At 60.3% G+C, this 17,191-nt stretch carries 16 protein-coding genes; 13 read left to right on the top strand and 3 right to left on the bottom strand.

Going from position 1 to position 17,191, the window contains the following annotated elements; genetic code table 11:
- Window positions 1–887: 887 nt before the first annotated feature.
- From nanR to ligD, 13 genes are all read left to right on the top strand, one after another.
- Window positions 888–1,595 (top strand): transcriptional regulator NanR, encoded by a 708-nt coding sequence (gene nanR, locus NKL06_RS01880; protein ID WP_023693327.1) that lies wholly within the window; start codon window positions 888–890, stop codon window positions 1,593–1,595.
- Window positions 1,595–1,900: a putative quinol monooxygenase gene (locus NKL06_RS01875; RefSeq protein ID WP_023693328.1), complete on the top strand. Its 306-nt coding sequence runs from the start codon at window positions 1,595–1,597 to the stop codon at window positions 1,898–1,900. Before nanR ends, NKL06_RS01875 begins: the two co-directional genes overlap by 1 nt.
- A gap of 47 nt (window positions 1,901–1,947) precedes the next feature.
- A complete protein-coding gene (locus NKL06_RS01870) occupies window positions 1,948–2,724 on the top strand; it encodes an HpcH/HpaI aldolase family protein (protein WP_023730901.1) in 777 nt (258 codons plus the stop codon).
- A 14-nt stretch (window positions 2,725–2,738) separates the two neighbouring features.
- The gene (locus NKL06_RS01865) at window positions 2,739–3,791 is read left to right on the top strand and encodes an NAD(P)-dependent oxidoreductase (RefSeq protein WP_023693330.1); all 1,053 of its coding nucleotides are present in this window, start codon (window positions 2,739–2,741) and stop codon (window positions 3,789–3,791) included.
- 120 nt (window positions 3,792–3,911) lie between these two features.
- Window positions 3,912–5,567, top strand: coding sequence for an extracellular solute-binding protein (locus NKL06_RS01860; RefSeq protein ID WP_023693331.1), 1,656 nt, complete (start codon window positions 3,912–3,914; stop codon window positions 5,565–5,567).
- Between the two features lie 30 nt (window positions 5,568–5,597).
- A complete protein-coding gene (locus NKL06_RS01855) occupies window positions 5,598–6,593 on the top strand; it encodes a carbohydrate ABC transporter permease (protein ID WP_245264565.1) in 996 nt (331 codons plus the stop codon).
- The gene (locus NKL06_RS01850) at window positions 6,593–7,441 is read left to right on the top strand and encodes a carbohydrate ABC transporter permease (RefSeq protein ID WP_050587094.1); all 849 of its coding nucleotides are present in this window, start codon (window positions 6,593–6,595) and stop codon (window positions 7,439–7,441) included. The genes NKL06_RS01855 and NKL06_RS01850 overlap by 1 nt, the downstream gene beginning before the upstream one ends.
- Window positions 7,442–7,452: 11 nt before the next feature.
- On the top strand, window positions 7,453–8,547 hold the full coding sequence (locus tag NKL06_RS01845) for an ABC transporter ATP-binding protein (protein WP_023693333.1): 1,095 nt from the start codon (window positions 7,453–7,455) through the stop codon (window positions 8,545–8,547).
- Entirely contained in the window at window positions 8,544–10,523 is a 1,980-nt protein-coding gene (locus NKL06_RS01840) for a D-apionate lactonase family protein (protein WP_023693334.1), read from the top strand. The genes NKL06_RS01845 and NKL06_RS01840 overlap by 4 nt, the downstream gene beginning before the upstream one ends.
- 74 nt (window positions 10,524–10,597) lie before the next feature.
- Window positions 10,598–10,921: a DUF6894 family protein gene (locus NKL06_RS32670; protein ID WP_502903783.1), complete on the top strand. Its 324-nt coding sequence runs from the start codon at window positions 10,598–10,600 to the stop codon at window positions 10,919–10,921.
- A 36-nt stretch (window positions 10,922–10,957) separates the two neighbouring features.
- A complete protein-coding gene (locus NKL06_RS01835) occupies window positions 10,958–11,452 on the top strand; it encodes a YidB family protein (RefSeq protein ID WP_023682271.1) in 495 nt (164 codons plus the stop codon).
- A gap of 55 nt (window positions 11,453–11,507) precedes the next feature.
- The gene (locus tag NKL06_RS01830) at window positions 11,508–11,867 is read left to right on the top strand and encodes a DUF4112 domain-containing protein (protein WP_032998960.1); all 360 of its coding nucleotides are present in this window, start codon (window positions 11,508–11,510) and stop codon (window positions 11,865–11,867) included.
- A 96-nt stretch (window positions 11,868–11,963) separates the two neighbouring features.
- A complete protein-coding gene (gene ligD, locus NKL06_RS01825) occupies window positions 11,964–13,733 on the top strand; it encodes a DNA ligase D (RefSeq protein ID WP_023693336.1) in 1,770 nt (589 codons plus the stop codon).
- 13 nt (window positions 13,734–13,746) lie between these two features.
- Here ligD and NKL06_RS01820 read toward each other — a convergent pair whose 3' ends face one another.
- The 3 genes from NKL06_RS01820 to NKL06_RS01810 all read right to left on the bottom strand — a co-directional run bounded on the left by NKL06_RS01820 (window position 13,747) and on the right by NKL06_RS01810 (window position 17,043).
- Window positions 13,747–13,938 (bottom strand): DUF3606 domain-containing protein, encoded by a 192-nt coding sequence (locus tag NKL06_RS01820; protein ID WP_084567716.1) that lies wholly within the window; start codon window positions 13,936–13,938, stop codon window positions 13,747–13,749.
- Window positions 13,939–14,518: 580 nt separating this feature from the next.
- Entirely contained in the window at window positions 14,519–15,556 is a 1,038-nt protein-coding gene (locus NKL06_RS01815; RefSeq protein ID WP_031210597.1) for a sensor histidine kinase, read from the bottom strand.
- Window positions 15,556–17,043, bottom strand: coding sequence for an ATPase domain-containing protein (locus NKL06_RS01810; RefSeq protein ID WP_023693338.1), 1,488 nt, complete (start codon window positions 17,041–17,043; stop codon window positions 15,556–15,558). The genes NKL06_RS01815 and NKL06_RS01810 overlap by 1 nt, the downstream gene beginning before the upstream one ends.
- Window positions 17,044–17,191: the final 148 nt, after the last annotated feature.

Below are 17,191 nucleotides of genomic sequence, written 5' to 3'. Positions count from 1 at the left end.
ATGGCACGCCGCGTCAGGAGGAGCGTGGACGAGCTGCTTGAGGCCACGAATTGAATGACTGCTTAGGCCAGGTCGAGGCAAGAAAGCCGACGTCCTGCTTGCTGCCCCTAAGCTGCCAGGCGGGAACGCGCCTCATATCAGCCGTCCAGCATGATCGTCGCACTGAAAGCGGATCGCCGAAACCACATGTCGCAACTGGCCAGCGCGTAGATTGGCGCCGAGTACGGGTTCGACATGCGCAGGTGACGATAACTAAATGGCAAGCGCCCCCGCCTGAGGCCCCTCAGGACTAAAATGATCTTGAGACAGTTTCAAATGCGCATCCTCAAGCGGCGGCCGCCAACCGCACAAGGATGAGCACAACGTGACGAGCGCTCTGGAGCGTAGAGGGGACTAACCCGACAATCCCTTCCTTTGCGACATTGCGGCGGGGAAAAAGATTACGAGATGGAGCAGGCGTATTGCCAAAGGGGTCCAGCAGCGAGAGTTCGCGTTTTCCGCCTCGGCTGTGAACCCGCTTCCATTCGCTGATCTTGCTCAGGTCGAGGTCTACTTGCCATCGAGGGCTCATGTCCCAGCTCATAAGCAGGCGGTTCGGTAGGTCTCGGCCAGCACACGGCCCGGTGGCACTCCTGGGGTCCACACCGCAGGTTCAAACTGACCACCGACCCAGGGTTCGAAGACCGTTCCCGATCGGAACACCGAGCAGATTGTGCTCGCTCTCCCTCAAGTTACTGAAATCTTCGTGAAGACATTGAAGGCGTCGCAAAGGACGCCTCGACAACGACGGAGTCGCTTTAAGGGCCCGGCCACCGGATGCTTAGATCTCGTTGACAAGGGGTGCTATGGGATCATAACGTACCTAATTGGTATAACAGGTATGCCACATGATCGGAGTTCTGATCAAACAGCGGAAGCTTTCGGACGAGGTGGCAGCGCACCTCGAGCGGATGATCCGAGAGGGAGAGTTGGCCGAAGCCGACCGTCTCCCATCTGAACGGGAACTCATGCGGCAGTTCGGGGTAGGGCGGCCTTCCATCCGTGAGGCCCTGCTGCATCTGAGCAAAATGGGCCTTGTCGAGATAAAATCGGGGGAGCGTGCCCGCGTCACTCGACCCACTCCTCAATTCGTGATCGACGCCCTTTCAGGGCCGGCTCGGCACATGATTTCGGCGCCGGGAGGGGTTCACGACTTCCAGAGCGCGCGGCTGTTTTTCGAGGTCGGTCTTGCCCGCAACGCCGCTGTGCATGCTACCCCGGAAGACGTTGAAAGCCTCAAGGAGGCGCTCGAACTCAACCGGCAGTCGATCGGCGATCTGGCGCGCTTCGAGCGCACGGACGTAGACTTCCATTACGTGCTGGCGGTAATCACCCGCAATCGGATCTTTACAGCTATTCACGCGGCCTTAGCTGAATGGTTGCTCGAACAGCGTCGCACCACATTGGCCAAGGGTGAAGACCGCAAGGCTTACCAGGCTCATCGCGAAATCTTCGAGGCCGTCGCCGCGCGCGATCCAGACGCGTCAGAGGCGGCCATGCGCAGCCATCTCGAATATGTGGCCAAGCGGTATCTGCAACTTGCGAGGCCCAAGTGATGACCGGATTTGTCGTCTGGGTCGATTTCCGCCTGAGGCCTGGTGCCCGGGACAGATTCCGTGAACTAGTCGACGCCAATGCGACCGCCTCGATGCGCACCGAGGCCGGCTGTCGCCGCTTTGACGTGACGGAGGCGCGCGGCGAACCGGATCGGGTCCTGCTCTATGAGATTTACGATAGCGAGGCCGCATTCGAGGACCACTGCCGCACCGCTCATTTCGACGAATTCAATACGCAGAGCGCGCCGCTCGTCGTGACCAAGTTGGTGACGACCTGCGACCTCGTTCTTGAAGCCACGCATTGAAGCGAACATAGGCGGATTGGCCCATTGGGGCAAACGGGAGGAAGTGCATGTCGGAGCCAAGTCTCAGGGCGTTAGCTTCTCACAGGCGGGTCAAGCTCGGTACGCTCGTCGCCGAGTTCGCCACGCCGGGAATCGGTCACATCCTGAAGTCCGCTGGCTGCGATTTCGTCTTTTTCGACATGGAGCATTCGGGATTTAACTTGGAAACGCTGAAGAGTGCGATCCGCTATTTCGAGGCGGCTGACCTGCCGGTCATGGTGCGTGTGCCATCGCAGGACTACCACTTCCTTGCCCGCGCCATGGACATGGGCGCCGAAGGCCTGATCGCGCCGATGGTGAGCAGCGTCGAACAGGCGCAGCACATCATCAATTCCATGAAGTACCACCCTGCCGGCGCCCGCGGCGTGGCGCTGCAGATCGCTCATGACCGCTACCGGCCAGGCTCGGTCGCTGATAAATTCGAGGCCGCCAACAAGCGCTCGACGTTCATCTGCCTGATCGAGACCGCCGACGGCGTCAAGAACATTGACGGCATCGCGGGACTGGACGGGGTCGATTGTCTGTGGGTTGGACATTTCGATCTGTCCGTCTCGCTCGGCATTCCTGGCGACTTCGCCCACCCCACTTTCACTGCTGCAATGGCCAAAATCGTTGCCGCCGCCAAGAAGCACAACAAATCGCTTGGACGCTTGGTGCCCAACGTCGCCCAGGGACACGAGTTCTACGCAAAGGGCTTCGATTTCATTTGTTATTCAGGCGACGTTTGGGTCCTGCACGACGCGATCGCCGACGCGGTTTCCAAGATCCGGGCCGGGTGCCAATAGGAGCGGAGGAGACGATGGACAGCGTGAAATTCAGGGTGGCGCTTTCCGGTGATTTCCGCAGGCCGGACGGCTCGCCGACCTACCCAGATTTCGATCTGGAGCCGCTGCGCAATGCGACAGCTGTCGAGATGGTGTTCCTGGAGTCAAACAGTCCGCTTCGCGCCGACCAACTTGAGGATTTCGATGCGCTGATCCTCCTCGCCCATCGTTTCGATGCCACGAGTGTGCCCAGGAGCGGCCGCCTGGCCGTCGTTGCCCGCTTCGGGGTCGGCTACGACACTGTCGACGTTGAGGCATGCACCGCAGCCGGTATTGCCTTGGTCATCACGCCCGATGGCGTGCGACGGCCCGTCGCCGTATCCGTCATCACCTTCATGCTGGCGCTGACCGGCAAGCTGCTGACAAAGGACGCGCTCACCCGCAAAGGGTCTGTTGGTTTTGAGAAGCGCTCCGAACATATGGGGGTCGGCCTCGTCGGGCGTACGCTTGGGTCGCTGGGCATCGGCAACATCGGTGCCGAGGTCTTCCGCTTGGCGAAGCCCTTTGACATGCAATTCATTGCCCATGACCCGTTTGCCGACAAGGGGGTCGCTGCCGACCTGGGCGTCGAGCTGGTAGGGCCGGAGGATCTGTTTCGCCGCGCCGACGTGCTGTCGGTGAGTTGCCCCCTGTCACCCCAGACCCACCACATCGTCAATGCCGAGCGGATCGCCCTGATGAAGCCGACAGCTTACCTGATCAACACCGCGCGCGGCCCGATCGTCGACCAGAAAGCGCTGACGCAAGCACTGCAGGAGCGCCGCATCGCCGGCGCCGGTCTCGACGTGCTGGAACAAGAGCCTCCCGACGCAGACGATGCGATCCTCAAACTCGACAATGTCATCCTGGCGCCGCACGCGCTTTGCTGGACCGACCAGTGCTTTGCCGGCAACGGTGCGGCGGACGTCAAAGCGGTAATGGAGGTGCAGCGCGGTCGCGAGCCGCGCGGCGTGGTCAATCGCGAGGTGCTTTCGAGCGAGCTGTGGAAGACCAGGCTGTCTGGGCTCGCCGCCCGCTTTGGAACCTAGGAGTGACACTGATTTCGGCGCGCCGCCGCGGCCTGTTTGCGGCGACCTTACGGGAGGAAATGCTTGACCGCTGCGCCGGCGGACGAGTGAAGCAAAAGGAAAATGGGAGGACCAAGCACTATGAACGATCGTGAAAAACGTGACTTTCAGGCAGGTCTCGAAGCAGAGGTCGACGCCTTCATGCGCGGCGAAACCACCCGCCGAACTTTCATCACCCGCTTCGGTCAGATGACCGGCATGTTGGCCGTGTCCGGCCCGCTGCTGGGGATGATGACCGATTGGGCGCTGGCGCAGCAAACATTGGAATTGGCGGACGCCACGTCGCCGCTCGGCCAGGCGCAGGCCGCAGCCCTGAAAGCATCGAAGGAAGGGCCTGCGGACGGTTCCGCCTTTCGCGCGGCGGAGGCGGCCAAGGCGCATTCGGGCGTCACCCTCAACATGACCTACGAGGCTGGCCTGCAGGCACTCGACCCGCGTAATTTCAGTGGGCCGATGTGGGAGCAGCTTACCGGGATGAAGTCGAATGTCGTCGAGCTGTCGAACCCGGACCAGTACTCCAAGGCGGTCGCCGAGCACATCGCCGGCTCGGGTGCCTATGACGTCCTCGACATCTCGCCGGCCTGGACGCCGTCGCTTGCCGATGGCGGCGTCATCGCCCCGCTAGACGACTACATCGCCAAATACATGAACCCGGCAGACCTCGAGGACTATCATCCCCTGTACAAGGCGCTGCCGACCTACAAGGGCAAGATCTGGGGGTTCTTCGACGACGGCGACATGTTCGCTCTCTACTACCGCAAGGACATTTTCGAGGATCCGAAAATGATGGAGGCTTACCAGGCGAAGTTCAACGCCAAGCTTGGGCCGCCCAAGACATGGGAAGAATATGCCCAGATCGCCCAGTTCATCACCGACCAGATGGCGCCAAAGGTCTATGGCGCGGGACATTTCCGCAAGGCGGGCAGCCCCGGCAATCAGTTCGACTTTCTGCAGCAGTACCGGGCCAACGGCGGAAAACTCTTCGGCGACGACATGAAGGCAGGTTTGGTTTCGGATGCCGGCGTCAAGACGCTGACAAACATGCTCGCCGCAAACAAGGCCTCGATCCCCGGCAACAACGAGCTCGACGCCGTCTCCTTGTGGGCGGCTTTCCTGACCGGCAAAGTCGCGATGATCTATTCCTGGCCTCCTAGCGGCCGTATGGCGGCGAACTATTCGCAGTCGGCCACGGCAATCAACTTCATTCCGCAGTCCCAAATCGCCGGCAAGGTCGGCTATGCCGTGGTTCCGGGAAATCCGGAACATGCCACCGGCTACAACAAGGCACTGTCGGCCGACTCGCCCAACCCTGAGGCGGCGTATCTGTTCATGCAGTGGGTATGCTCGCCACCCGTCTCGCTGGCACGTTGCATGCTGCCCTACGCGCTACGCGACCCGTACCGCATCTCGCACTTCAAGTCCGAGCTCTACGGCGCGCTCTTCCCGAGTGCCAAGGAGTACCTTGCCAACCTCAACAACTCGGCAAACGTCGGTCTGCTCGACCCGATCATGCCAGGCGCGCAGGACTACTTCTTGAGCATCGATCGCATGTGCACGGCGGTGTGGGCTGGTGCGGATCCGAAGGCGTCGCTTGAAACGGCGGCCGCCGAGTGGAACGAGACGACCGACCGACTGGGTGTGGATTCGCAGAAGGGCTTCTACACCGAGTTCTTGAAACTGCCTGGCGCCACCGCCGACAACACGGTGGAAAAACTTGGCATGGCGGTCACCCTCTGAAGGGAGGCGGACTCTCTGGAGCAATTGGTGTTGCGGGCGCTTGGCTCGCAACACCTCCCCGCTAAGCGGCGATTGGATACGCCTATGCAGCCCACAGCCACGATCCGCCATTTGAAGGCCGCCGGCGCACCGCCCCGGCTGTCTGCCTTTGCCCAATGGGCTGACCGTCATTTCAAGTGGCTGCTGGTCGCCCCCGCTGTGCTGCTGATATTGGCACTGTCGATCTATCCGCTTCTGTTCTCGCTGGTGGTATCCTTCATCAACTACGACTTCCAGGTGCCGGGCCACGCCTTTGTCGGATTGAAGAACTTCGAGCGGGTCGTGTTCGATCCCGTAGCACGTTGGTCGCTGTTGCTGACAGCATCGCTGTCGGGCATCAGCGTCGCTATAGAGTTCGTTCTCGGCCTCCTGGTGGCGCTGACAATGGTGCGCAGCTTTCCGGGCCGCGGTGTGATCATGTCGATCCTGATCGTGCCGCTGTTCATCAGCCCGGTCATCGTTGGCCAAGCCTGGACGCTGCTCTTACAGCGGCCTTTTGGACCGACCAACTATGTCCTGACGCAACTATTGGGGCAGGAGGTTACGATCGGCTGGATGACGGAGCGCCCGTGGCTCTACGTCTCGCTGATCATCGCCGATGTCTGGCAGTGGACGCCGTTCATGTTCGTCATCCTGCTCGCCGGGCTGACCGCAATCCCACCCAATCTCTATGAGGCGGCAGAACTCGACGGCGTCAACGCCTGGCAGGTTTTTTGGGCGATCACGCTCCCGCATCTCGGGTCGATGATGCTGCTGGCGCTGACCTTCCGTCTGCTCGACGCAATCCGTATGTTCGATACCATTTTCATCATGACAGGGGGTGGCCCAGGAACACAAACCTACACGGCCTCCTATTATCTTTATACCATCGGCTTCACGCAGTTTCATCTGTCGCAGGCAACAGCAGGAAGTTGGCTGTTCCTGATCTTTACGGCGCTCATCGTGACGTTGCTGGTGCGTCGGCTCTTGAAGGTAGAACCGGTCTGATGGCCGCCGTCGCGCCCGCCCGCCGCAGGAAACGCCGGTCGTTGCCGATCGGCCGAATTCTGCTGCTGGGGTTCTTCCTGGTGTTCGTGATGTGGCCGCTCTACTGGATGTTCAACACCTCCATCAAGCCCAGCGACGACTACCTCACCGTACCGCCTGTCTGGTTCCCCGCCGCTCCGACGCTTGTCCACTACAAAGCTGCGCTGTTCGCCTATCGTGGTCTCGACGGGCTCATCAACAGCCTGATTATTTCGCTTTCGGCCACGGTGCTTTCGGCACTGATAGGCACGCTGATGGCCTATAGTCTGGCGCGCTACGACACGGGCGGCCGGCATCTGTCCTTCTGGGTGCTGTCGCAGCGCTTCCTGCCCCCGATCGGCATTGTCCTGCCGGTATTCCTTATCTACCGCGGCGTTGGGCTGTACGATACCCATATCGGGCTGATCATAGCTTACACGGTCTTCACGCTGCCGGTGTCCGTTTGGATGATGTTTGCTTATTTCCGCGGCATGCCGAAGTCGATGGAGGAGGCGGCCCTCGTCGATGGCTGCACGAGATGGGAGGCGTTCTGGCGCGTTGCCGTGCCGCTGGCAGCACCAGGCATTGTCGCGGCGGCTGTCTTCGCCTTCATTGCATGCTGGACGGAGTTCTTCTTCGCTCTGATCTTGACCAGCCGAACTGCCTTTACGCTGCCAACGGTCTTCCGCGCCTTCATCGGCTTCCAGGGCGCGCAATACGGCGAAGCCGCGGCCCTTGCCATCGTCTCCCTTGTGCCATCGATCGCCCTTGGAGTGCTTGCTCAACGACATCTCGTGCGCGGGCTGACGCTCGGCGCCGTTCGCGGATAGGAAGGGAAGGCATGGCCGAAGTCAGAATTACCGGCTTGCACAAGCGCTACGGCGCGTTCCATGCCGTGCGCGGCATTGACCTCCACATCCGCGACGGCGAGTTCACTGTCCTGGTTGGGCCCTCCGGTTGCGGCAAGAGCACTCTGCTGAGGACCATCGCAGGACTGGAGGAGAGCTCACAAGGCACGATCGAGATTGGCGGCGAGGTGGTTAATGATTTCCGGCCGCGCGATCGCGACGTGGCAATGGTGTTTCAAGATTATGCGCTCTATCCGCATATGAACGTGGCCAAGAACATTGGCTTCGGCCTCAAGGCTCGCAAGATGCCGAAGCCAGAGGTCGAGGTGCGCGTGGCCGAGGCGGCACGCATGCTTGGGATCACTCCGTTGCTGGGGCGTTTTCCGCGCCAATTGTCCGGTGGCCAACGCCAGCGCGTCGCCATCGGCCGCGCCATAGTCCGCAACCCCCGCATCTTTTTGTTCGACGAGCCGCTGTCCAACCTCGACGCACAACTCCGCGACGAAATGCGCGGCGAAATCAAACGCCTTCACCAGGACATTGCGACAACGATGATCTACGTCACCCATGACCAGATCGAAGCGATGACGTTGGCTGACCGCATCGTGCTGATGCGCGACGGGTTGATAGAGCAGCAGGGCGCGCCACTCGAGTTGTTCGAGCACCCGGCCTCAACGTTCGTCGCTGGGTTCCTGGGTTCGCCGCGGATGAGCTTCCTGCCAGGTACCCTTGCCTTGGACGCAGGCGCCGCTGCCATCCGGCTCGCGGATGCACTGCTGCCTTTAGCGCGCGGCAGGGGGCTGAAGGGCGTCGCGGACGGACAGCAGGTGCTGCTCGGGTTGAGGCCAGAACACCTCACTCGTGCGCACACTGCAACGCCGGAGCAGGGCACGTTTCGCTATGAGGCAACGATCGACCTGCTGCAGCCGACCGGCTCGCGCAGTTACGCGACATTCCGACTGGCCGGCGTGCCGGTGATGGCTGAGCTGCAGGCGCACGATGTCAGCCGTCCGGGCGAGAAGCTTGCGATCGACATCAACATGAACCGGGCCTCGATCTTCGACGCCACGACGGAGCGCGCAATTTGACCTCGGCAGCTTCCCTGGCAGTCCGCTTGTGTGGCACCGAAGAGCTCGAGGCACCGCTGCGCACACTGCGCGCCGGATCCTTGTCGGTCGCGTTCGACAATGGGGCGTTGCGTTACATCCACGTCGGGACGATCGAGATCTTGCGCGGAATCTCGTTTCTTGTACGGGACGAAAACTGGGGAACATGTACCACCGTTCTCGATGATCTCCGGATCGACGAGAGGCCGGATGCGTTCGCCATTGAATACCGTGCAACATGTGCCGCAACATCCGGCCGCCTGATTTACCGGGCGCGCGTCTCAGGCAGTGGCGATGGTGCGCTGTCGTTTGTGGCGGAGGCAGAGCCCGAGACTGACGTTTTGACGAATCGGACCGGCTTCGTCGTCCTTCATCCGATCGAGGGCTTAGCCGGCAAGCCGATAAAGGTGCTGCATGAGGATGGTCACGACGAGCTATCGTTCTTTCCGGACCACATCGATCCAAAATGTCCGTTCACCGACATCCGGGCGTTGTCGCACGAGATCGCGCCTGGGATCTGGGCGACATGCACCATGGAGGGTGATGCCTTTGAGATGGAGGACCAACGCAATTGGTCTGACGCCTCCTATAAAACATATGTCCGCCCTCTGCGTCGCCCGTGGCCTTACAGACTGCCCAGGGGCCAGAAATTCACGCAGGCCGTCCGGCTTCACGTGTCAGGAACGCTCCCTGCCGGGACGTCTGAAAATCGCAATCCACTCATCAACCTGACGATCGGCGGACCGGTCGGCCGAGTGCCCCGCACTGGCGTCGGCGTCGCCGCCGACGAGGCAAAGCACGCGCTCGAAACCCCCGAGCTCCTACGACGAATGGCTCCGCAGTGGATGGTCTGCCAGGTCGATCTCCGGATCGCACACGGCCAGGACGAACTAGAAAGCTACGCCGCGCTCGCACGGCTGACCGACGCTGGCGTGGTCCTCGAGATTATCACCAAGGGCACGCGCGATCCATTCGGCGAATTGGCGCCGGTTGCGGATGCTGTCCACTCACTCGGCCTCAAACTAGAAGCTGTCTCCGTATTTCCGGCGCAGGACATGACATCCGTACAGCCGGGAGCACCGTGGCCGACTATGCCCAGCTTCCACGAAAGCTACTCCGCCGCTCGCCGGGCGTTCCCGGGCATCGCGCTGGGCGGCGGCATGGCCGCTTACTTCACCGAACTCAACCGCAAGCGTCCGCCAGCCGAAGCGCTCGACTACGTGACCTTCACCACCTGTCCAAGCGTGCACGCCGCAGATGATGTCTCGGTGATGGAGACACTTCAGGCAATCCCCCATCTAATCCGCTCCGCGCATGCTTTCATGGGGGAACGCTTGCCACTGCGTATCGGTCCCATCCAGCTCGGCTGCCGTGAGAACCCATACGGAAAATCCACTGCGCCAAATGAAGCGAACGCTCGCGTCTGTCTATCGCGCATTGATCCTCGTCAGCGCGGGCTGTTTAATGCGGCTTGGACTGTCGGATATTTCGCGGCCTGCGCTCGCGAAGGAATCGAGGCCGTCGCGTTCGGTGACTTCGCCGGCCCCTTTGGCCAAATCCATAGGAAGGCTGATTTCATGCAGCCATGGTATGACCAGCAGGATGGCCCAACGGTCTATCCCGCTTTCCATGTCTTGGCTGGTCTCTCAAAGCTCGGCGGAGCCACCTTGCTGTCCGTAGGAACTTCCGGCTGTGACGGCGTCGTGACGATCGCGGCTGAAAAAGATTGCCGCGTGACCCTGTGGGTCGCTAACCTTACCGCCAAGACCCAATCTGTGCGGCTTTCGGATTCGCCGAGCAGCGCCCGCATTGCTCTTCTCGGCGCCGAGCAGTTCGAGCGGGCGGCAACCGATCCCGACTTCATGGAAAGTTCCGCAAGACCGCTGGATGATCAAAGCATCTCGCTTGGCGCCTACGCCGTCGCGCGAGTCGACCTCGATCGATCGTCTCAGGCCTAGCCGATGTTCGCTGTTTGGCCAAACCCCCGTCAAAGATGAGGGTGGTAGTTCCATACTCTTAGGCAGCGCGTGGGATCCATCTCGCTTATACGTTCTACTATCGCGACGGCGACCAGGCTCGCCAGGTTCCGCCTGCCGAGACGCCAAGTTTTGAGGCCGCTCGCGCCGAAGCGATCCGTTGCGTAATCGGCCTGTTGGCTGATCTGGGCGATGACGATATGACCGGATGGTTAGTGCGCATGCGCGATCAGGCAGGCAACGAGCTTTGCACGATCAGCGTCTGCGAGGCCGAAGCCGCACCGCAAACGGAAACAAGCCGGTTAGGCAGCACCGCTCACGTCTGTGTCGATACGCCAGCCCTTATTCAATTAGATCGTCGCCGGTCGGAACTTTTGTGATGTTGAGCCCTTGTCCATTGAACAGTGGAGGTACCAATGGCTAACCTGGGAAAATTGGCGATCGCGATGCTCGGCGTCTTGGCATACCAAAATCGCGACAAGATCGGCGACATGATCCGTGGAGCGGGCGATCGCAACCCAAATGATCCGCAAGGCGGGATTCTGGATCAGCTTTCAAAAGGCGTTTCGGGGACCGCGCTTGGCGATATTCTCGACCGGTTCAGAGGGGCAGGCGCCGGATCGAAGGTCGATTCGTGGGTAGGCACCGGGCCGAACGAGCCGATCCAGCCAAGCGAGGTGGAAGCAGCCATAGACGAAGACACCCTGACTTCCCTCTCGATGCAGACCGGCCTATCGCGCGAGGAGCTCATAAGCCGGATCACGCGAGATTTGCCTGAGGCCGTCAGCAAGATGACGCCTACTGGTGAATTGCCCGTTGAGGCGCCGAAAAGCTCGGGTGAGACGACCTTGCTCGACGACGTGCCATCGCACAGGACGCAAGCGAATTCAGGCGGTCAAAGCGATATCTAAGGTGACGGCTATCCATCAGGGAGAGATACTAAATCGTACTGGCGCGCGAGTTGGCATGATCGGGCAGGGCGGTCACGGTGGTCATACAGCAAACGTACTTGCCGAGTTGGATCTATTGGCCGCGCTACTCGATTCCCGCTGGCGCATTCCAGGCACATCAATTCGTTTTGGACTGGATGCGCTCGTAGGTCTGGTTCCCGTACTCGGAGATGCGGCGACGGGCATTGTCTCGGCCTACATCGTCTTGCGAGCTCGAAACGTCGGTGCCGGAAATGGGTTGGTCGCCCGCATGCTAGGCAACGTGCTGCTGGATACGCTCGTAGGAAGTGTCCCAATTCTCGGCTCGATCTTCGACGTCTATTTTAAGGCGAACAATCGCAACATCACTCTGCTGCGCCGTCACATCAACAAGTGAGGCGGATAACCAATCGTCGCGATGCAATTCTTCTAAAAGGCTCGGAACCGACAGGGGCGCTGGGGCTTGAGTCGCGATTCCTGGAGTCGCGAGCATATGACCAGTGCCATTGACCGGCTTTCGTTCATCGAGTTCCAATCGCCCACACTGGTCGAGAAAGCTCCCGAAGGCGGAGATTGGCTTCACGAGATCAAATATGACGGCTACAGGACGCAGCTGGTCGTTGAAGGCGGAAAGGCGCGAGCATTCACGCGTCGCGGCTACGATTGGTCCCACCGTTACAAGAGGATTGTTCAGGCCGCGGCAAGCCTGCCGGTCAAATCCGCTATCATCGATGGTGAAGCTGTCGTCCTGGGCGACACCGGCCTGCCGGACTATCAAGCCCTGGAACGTGAGCTGGGCAACCCAAGTTCGCTGCGGATGACTCTCTACGCTTTCGACCTCCTGTACCTCGATGGCCGTGATCTACGGGAACAACCGTTAGTGAAGCGCAAGGCTGCGCTGAAGAAGCTGCTGACCGAAACCCAGCCAACCCTGACTTATGCCGAGCATCTGGAGGTGAACGGCAAGGATATGTTCGACCATGCCTGCCGGATGGGCATAGAGGGAATCGTATCGAAGCGAGCGGATGCTCACTACCGCTCGGGCGTCCAGACCAGTTGGGTCAAGGTCAAATGTGTCAAGAGCGACACTTTTCCAATCGTGGCTTTCGTCGAGAAACTTGGCGCGCAGCCGCGCCGCACCGCATCGTTGTACATCGGCAGGCGAGAGGGCGACCGGCTGCTTTATGCCGGGAAGGCCCAGACCGGCTATACGCTGGACGCAGCTCGGCGCGTTAGGGAGCGGCTTGATCCGCTTGTAATCGCCAAGTCACCGCTGTCGGAGCCGATCAAGAAGCCCAAGGCGACATGGGTCGAACCAGACGTTCTTGCCGAGGTGCAATTCAGTGGCGTGTCGGACCGGGGCATCTTGCGTGAGGCGGTCTTCAAGGGACTCCGCGAGGACCTTCAGGCAATCCCGCCCAAGCCTCCATCGCCGTCCAAGCGGAGGTCGGAAGGACAACACGGCGTCCCGCGCGAGAACATTCTCCAGCTGCTACCCGATGCGGTTGCACCTTCCAAGGAAGAGTTGGCAGACTATTGGCGGCGGGTCGCTGATCAAGCTCTAGTTCATCTCGTTCGGCGACCGCTGAAGCTGGTCCTCCACGCCTCTGGCGCAACCTTCTACCACAAGGGACCGCTACCTCGGATACCGTCGTCCGTGCACCAGCTCCGCGTTCAAAAGCGCGAAGGCGGCGAAGGCATTCGGGTATGGATAGATGACATGGATGGTCTGCTTGGCTTGGTCGAGATGGATGCCGTTGAGCTTCATCCTTGGAACGCGACGATTGAAGACATCGAACATCCGGACCGGCTCGTCGTCGACCTCGATCCCGGAGAAGGCGTGCCATGGGACGCTGTGATCGAGGCCACGCTGGCGCTACGGGGCATCTTGGAAGCGGCAGGCTTGGAGAGCTGGCCAAAGGTCACTGGCGGCAAAGGCATCCACTTGATGGCCCCGCTCGTTGCGAAGATGACCCATGACAGCGCCCGGAAACTGGCCAAGTCGCTCGCCCACCGTCTGGTTGATACCGATCCTGACCGATACCTGTTGTCAGCTGACCCCGCAGCCCGAGGAGGCCGGATCTTTCTCGACTATCTCCGCAACGGACGGGGCAATACCGCAATAGGCGCTTTTTCCCCGCGAGCGCGGCCCGGCTTCCCAATTGCCCACCCGGTCACATGGAAGCAAGTCGAGGCGGGCATCCGGCCAGACGTTTTCACGCTCGCGCAGCCTTTCAGACCCGCTCGTCGAAAAGCCGCGTGATGCGTCGCGACCATCAGCCGATATCAGCCCGTTTTCTTGCCTCGCGTTCGAGCCTCTTCCGGTCGTTGCCGTGTTCTCTGATTAGCTCGCGGACCTGTTCTGGCGTGATACGATGCTGTTTGGCGAAATAGCCAACCTCATAATCTTCATCGACTGATACACGATTGCGATCTCGAAAATCACGCTTGCTCTTATCGTCTGCCATTATCTTTCCTCCTGATCAGAGAAACAACGACCGACGTTGTATGTTCCCGGCGCCTCACTTCGGCCGCCAGAGGCGCGGGCTGTCCGACCGTACTGGGGCCGCAGCCATTGCGAAGGTGATCTGGCGAAAGTTGGTTAGCCAAAGGCAAGGGTGATTTCGTTTGCTGTTCGGGATAGCTGACCGTCGATCGAGCCTGCCTGCGGGCCTCTTGGTTTTTTACGACGCCAGTCGGAACTCAGACGGGTCGCAGATGATTCAGATGCGCATCCGGGCTATCAACGAGGATCGTGAGCAAAATGGCGGGGGGTGACCACGAAGGCGACAAAACTGCGCTCCGGGAGCCCAAAGTTTCGTCTAGGACGCATGACCCGGGTCACAGCGCCGCGGCACGAGTTCGACTTCATCACCAAGGTCGGCCGCATAGACCACGCCGGAGCTCTCGCAATGTTGCAGAGGCATATGGGAGATATAGAGGCGGTCTTTTTCGGAACTGATGTTTTGGCTAAAGCGCTAGACCAGCCTGCCGAGTGACGCTCAGTTAATCCCTATCGCGGCGCCCAGCCAGCCTTTCCGTTGCCGCTCAGTAAGCCGGCACAAGGCGCGTGTTTCGCAACGGCAAGGCCATGGTGAACTGCAAGCCGTCACGATGGTAGTTCAATTCGATCTTGGCGTTGCATTGCACGGTCACCACCTTTTCCAGAAGTGTCGTGCCAAACCCCCGGCGACTGGGCTGCTCGACTTTCGGCCCATCTCGTTCCCGCCAGTCAAGATTGACGATCTGTGTATCGCCGGACCCGCCTAACGACCAGCGGACATCAAGGCGGCCTCCCGTTTGCGAAAGCGCGCCAAACTTCGACGAATTGGAGGCCAGTTCGTGGAAAGCCATCCCGACAGGGACCGCAATGTCGGCGACTAGCGCTACGTTCGGGCCTTCCATAACGATACGCGGCCTGTCGCGCGTCTCATAGTGGTCAAGCTCGCTTTCGAGCAGCTTGTGCAGCGAGGCAGTCTGCCAATAATCGTCGGTAAGCATCGAATGGGTCTGGGCCAGGGAAACGAGCCTGGCTGAAAAATCGCGTACGAAATCATCGACGTTGCCGCTCGACTTGGCCGTCGCGCCCATCATGGCGCGAACGTTGGCCAGCGTGTTCTTGACGCGGTGATGCAGCTCGCGGATGAGCAATTTCTGCCGATCGGCGACCTCCCGCTTCTGTTCGATGTAGGACTGGACCTCGCGCTGGCGGGCGCGGGCACGCAAGGCGGAGCGCACCGAGTTGGCGAGGCTCGAAGCCAGAAATGGCCGTTCAAGCACGATCAGATAGCGGTCCAGAAATGCCATCCGCGCGTCGACTTCGTTCCCCCGCATCGTCAGAAGCACGATCGGAAAGTCCGACCATGCGGGTTGGGCTTCAAGCCAGGCCGCAAACTGCGTTCGATCGGAACTGAGCAGGGCCTCCTCGGCCACGACAAGGCACTGAGCCTCGTCGAGAAGCGGCACTGCCTCTTCCAAGCTGCCGCACACACGCGAGGCAATCTGGTTTGTCGCCAGGATGGAGGCCGCGATCCTCGCGTCACGGCCAAGCGGCGCCAGCACGAGAACGGCGGGGCTGGACGACATCACAGCGCCTTGTCCCTCAGAAGGTCTGTCTGCTTGCCTTCAAATTCCGGAGATCCCATCAGGATGCCGCGGAATTGTTCCAGTGGCTCACCTATGGCCACGCCGTTACCGCCGATTTTAAACTCACGAATCGTCTCTTCGTGGGGGCCGACACGTTTCTTGACAACCGAAATCGCGCGTCTCAACTGACCTGCGTTCTCGAAGAAGCGCAGAAGCATGATGGAATCGCAGAGATAGGTCATGTCGACCGGCGCTGCCGTTTGCCCAAACAGCCCGTGATTGGCCAACAGCAGGATCGTCGCCACTGCCTTCTGATTGAGATAGGTGAGGATCTCGTGCATCTGAAGCACCAGATGTTGTTCTTCGGACATGGCATTGAGATAGCCAGTTAGGCTGTCGATCACGACGATCCGCACATTGGATTCTTCGACGGCCGCTTGGATGCGCGAAGACAATTCGCCTGGTGAAAGCTCAGCCGGATTGACAGATTCAAGCATCAGCGTGCCGTCCTCGGCAAACGGCTCCAGGTCCATGCCGAGCCCGGCGGCGCGCGCCAAGAAGATGCGCTTTGTCTCGTCAAACAACAGCACCAGCACACGCTCGCCACGCTCGAGTGCGGCATAGCAATAGGTGCAGGCAATTGTAGACTTGCCAACGCCAGACGGCCCCATCAGCATCGTGCTGGTACCACGGGCCAGCCCGCCGCCAAGCAGGGTGTCGATCCGGTTGTTGCTCATGGCCGGCGTATCATGCTCGGCCACCTCATGCTCGGCTGCAACGAGCCGCGGATAGGCGATAACGCCGCCTGGGCGAATGACGAAATCGTGAAAGCCGCCCCGGATCTGCACGCCGCGCATTTTGATCACGCGTAGCCGCCGACGCTCTCCACCATAGACGGGCGACAGCTGCTCCATCCGAATGACGCCGTGACTGATCGAATGCAAATTGAGGTCATCCTGCTCAGCGGTCAGGTCGTCGAGCATAAGCACCGTCACATTGTTGAGCATGAAGAAGCTCTTCAATGCCAACACCTGGCGCCGATACCGCAATGACCCTTGCGATAAAAGTCGAATTTCAGAGAGCGAATCGAACACCACGCGATCGGGTCTGACGCGTCCGATCTCGGCCATGGCAGACTGCACGGTTTCGCCGAGTTCCAATTCCGAGGAATGGATCAATGTCTGTAGCTGCGCAGGATCGAAACTGAGCTCCGGCGGCACAAGTTCAAGAATTTGCACCCCCTTCAGATCCCAGCCGTGACGGCCAGCAACCGAGAGCAGTTCGCGCTTGCTTTCTGACAAAGTGATGTAAAGGCATGTCTCGCCATTCTTGGCGCCCTCGATCAAAAACTGGAGGCCAAGAGTGGTTTTTCCAGAACCTGGTTTCCCTTCGATGAGATGGGAGCGGTTCCTGGCGTAGCCGCCACGAAGAATGTAGTCGAGGCCGCTAACTCCAGTTGTGATCGCCGAGGCGTCGTCTCTGTCCAACTAATCCCCCAATGTAATTTCGAGAACCAGATAACGACGGGCACCTTTCGCGGTTCCACGTCTCTCGGTGAGCGCCCTTGTCGTGAGACTCACGAAAAGGCGACAAGAAACGCGGCAAAAAAGGGCGCCGTACCTCCCGGAGCCCTTT

The organism is Mesorhizobium sp. C268A (assembly GCF_040324475.1).
In the GTDB taxonomy this organism is placed as follows: domain Bacteria; phylum Pseudomonadota; class Alphaproteobacteria; order Rhizobiales; family Rhizobiaceae; genus Mesorhizobium.
The sequence above is the reverse complement of the archived record's forward strand: the minus strand, read 5'-3'. Positions and strand labels throughout refer to the sequence as shown.

Bases quoted from the DNA above. Each gene is read 5' to 3' on its own strand.
- NKL06_RS01870 (WP_023730901.1), top strand. From the start codon at position 1,948: ATGTCGGAGCCAAGTCTCAGGGCGTTAGCTTCTCACAGGCGGGTCAAG.
- NKL06_RS01845 (WP_023693333.1), top strand. From the start codon at position 7,453: ATGGCCGAAGTCAGAATTACCGGCTTGCACAAGCGCTACGGCGCGTTC.
- NKL06_RS01815 (WP_031210597.1), bottom strand. From the start codon at position 15,556: ATGTCGTCCAGCCCCGCCGTTCTCGTGCTGGCGCCGCTTGGCCGTGAC.
- NKL06_RS01865 (WP_023693330.1), top strand. From the start codon at position 2,739: ATGGACAGCGTGAAATTCAGGGTGGCGCTTTCCGGTGATTTCCGCAGG.
- nanR (WP_023693327.1), top strand. From the start codon at position 888: ATGATCGGAGTTCTGATCAAACAGCGGAAGCTTTCGGACGAGGTGGCA.
- NKL06_RS01830 (WP_032998960.1), top strand. From the start codon at position 11,508: ATGATCGGGCAGGGCGGTCACGGTGGTCATACAGCAAACGTACTTGCC.
- NKL06_RS01820 (WP_084567716.1), bottom strand. From the start codon at position 13,938: ATGGCAGACGATAAGAGCAAGCGTGATTTTCGAGATCGCAATCGTGTA.
- ligD (WP_023693336.1), top strand. From the start codon at position 11,964: ATGACCAGTGCCATTGACCGGCTTTCGTTCATCGAGTTCCAATCGCCC.
- NKL06_RS01835 (WP_023682271.1), top strand. From the start codon at position 10,958: ATGGCTAACCTGGGAAAATTGGCGATCGCGATGCTCGGCGTCTTGGCA.
- NKL06_RS01875 (WP_023693328.1), top strand. From the start codon at position 1,595: ATGACCGGATTTGTCGTCTGGGTCGATTTCCGCCTGAGGCCTGGTGCC.
- NKL06_RS01850 (WP_050587094.1), top strand. From the start codon at position 6,593: ATGGCCGCCGTCGCGCCCGCCCGCCGCAGGAAACGCCGGTCGTTGCCG.
- NKL06_RS01860 (WP_023693331.1), top strand. From the start codon at position 3,912: ATGAACGATCGTGAAAAACGTGACTTTCAGGCAGGTCTCGAAGCAGAG.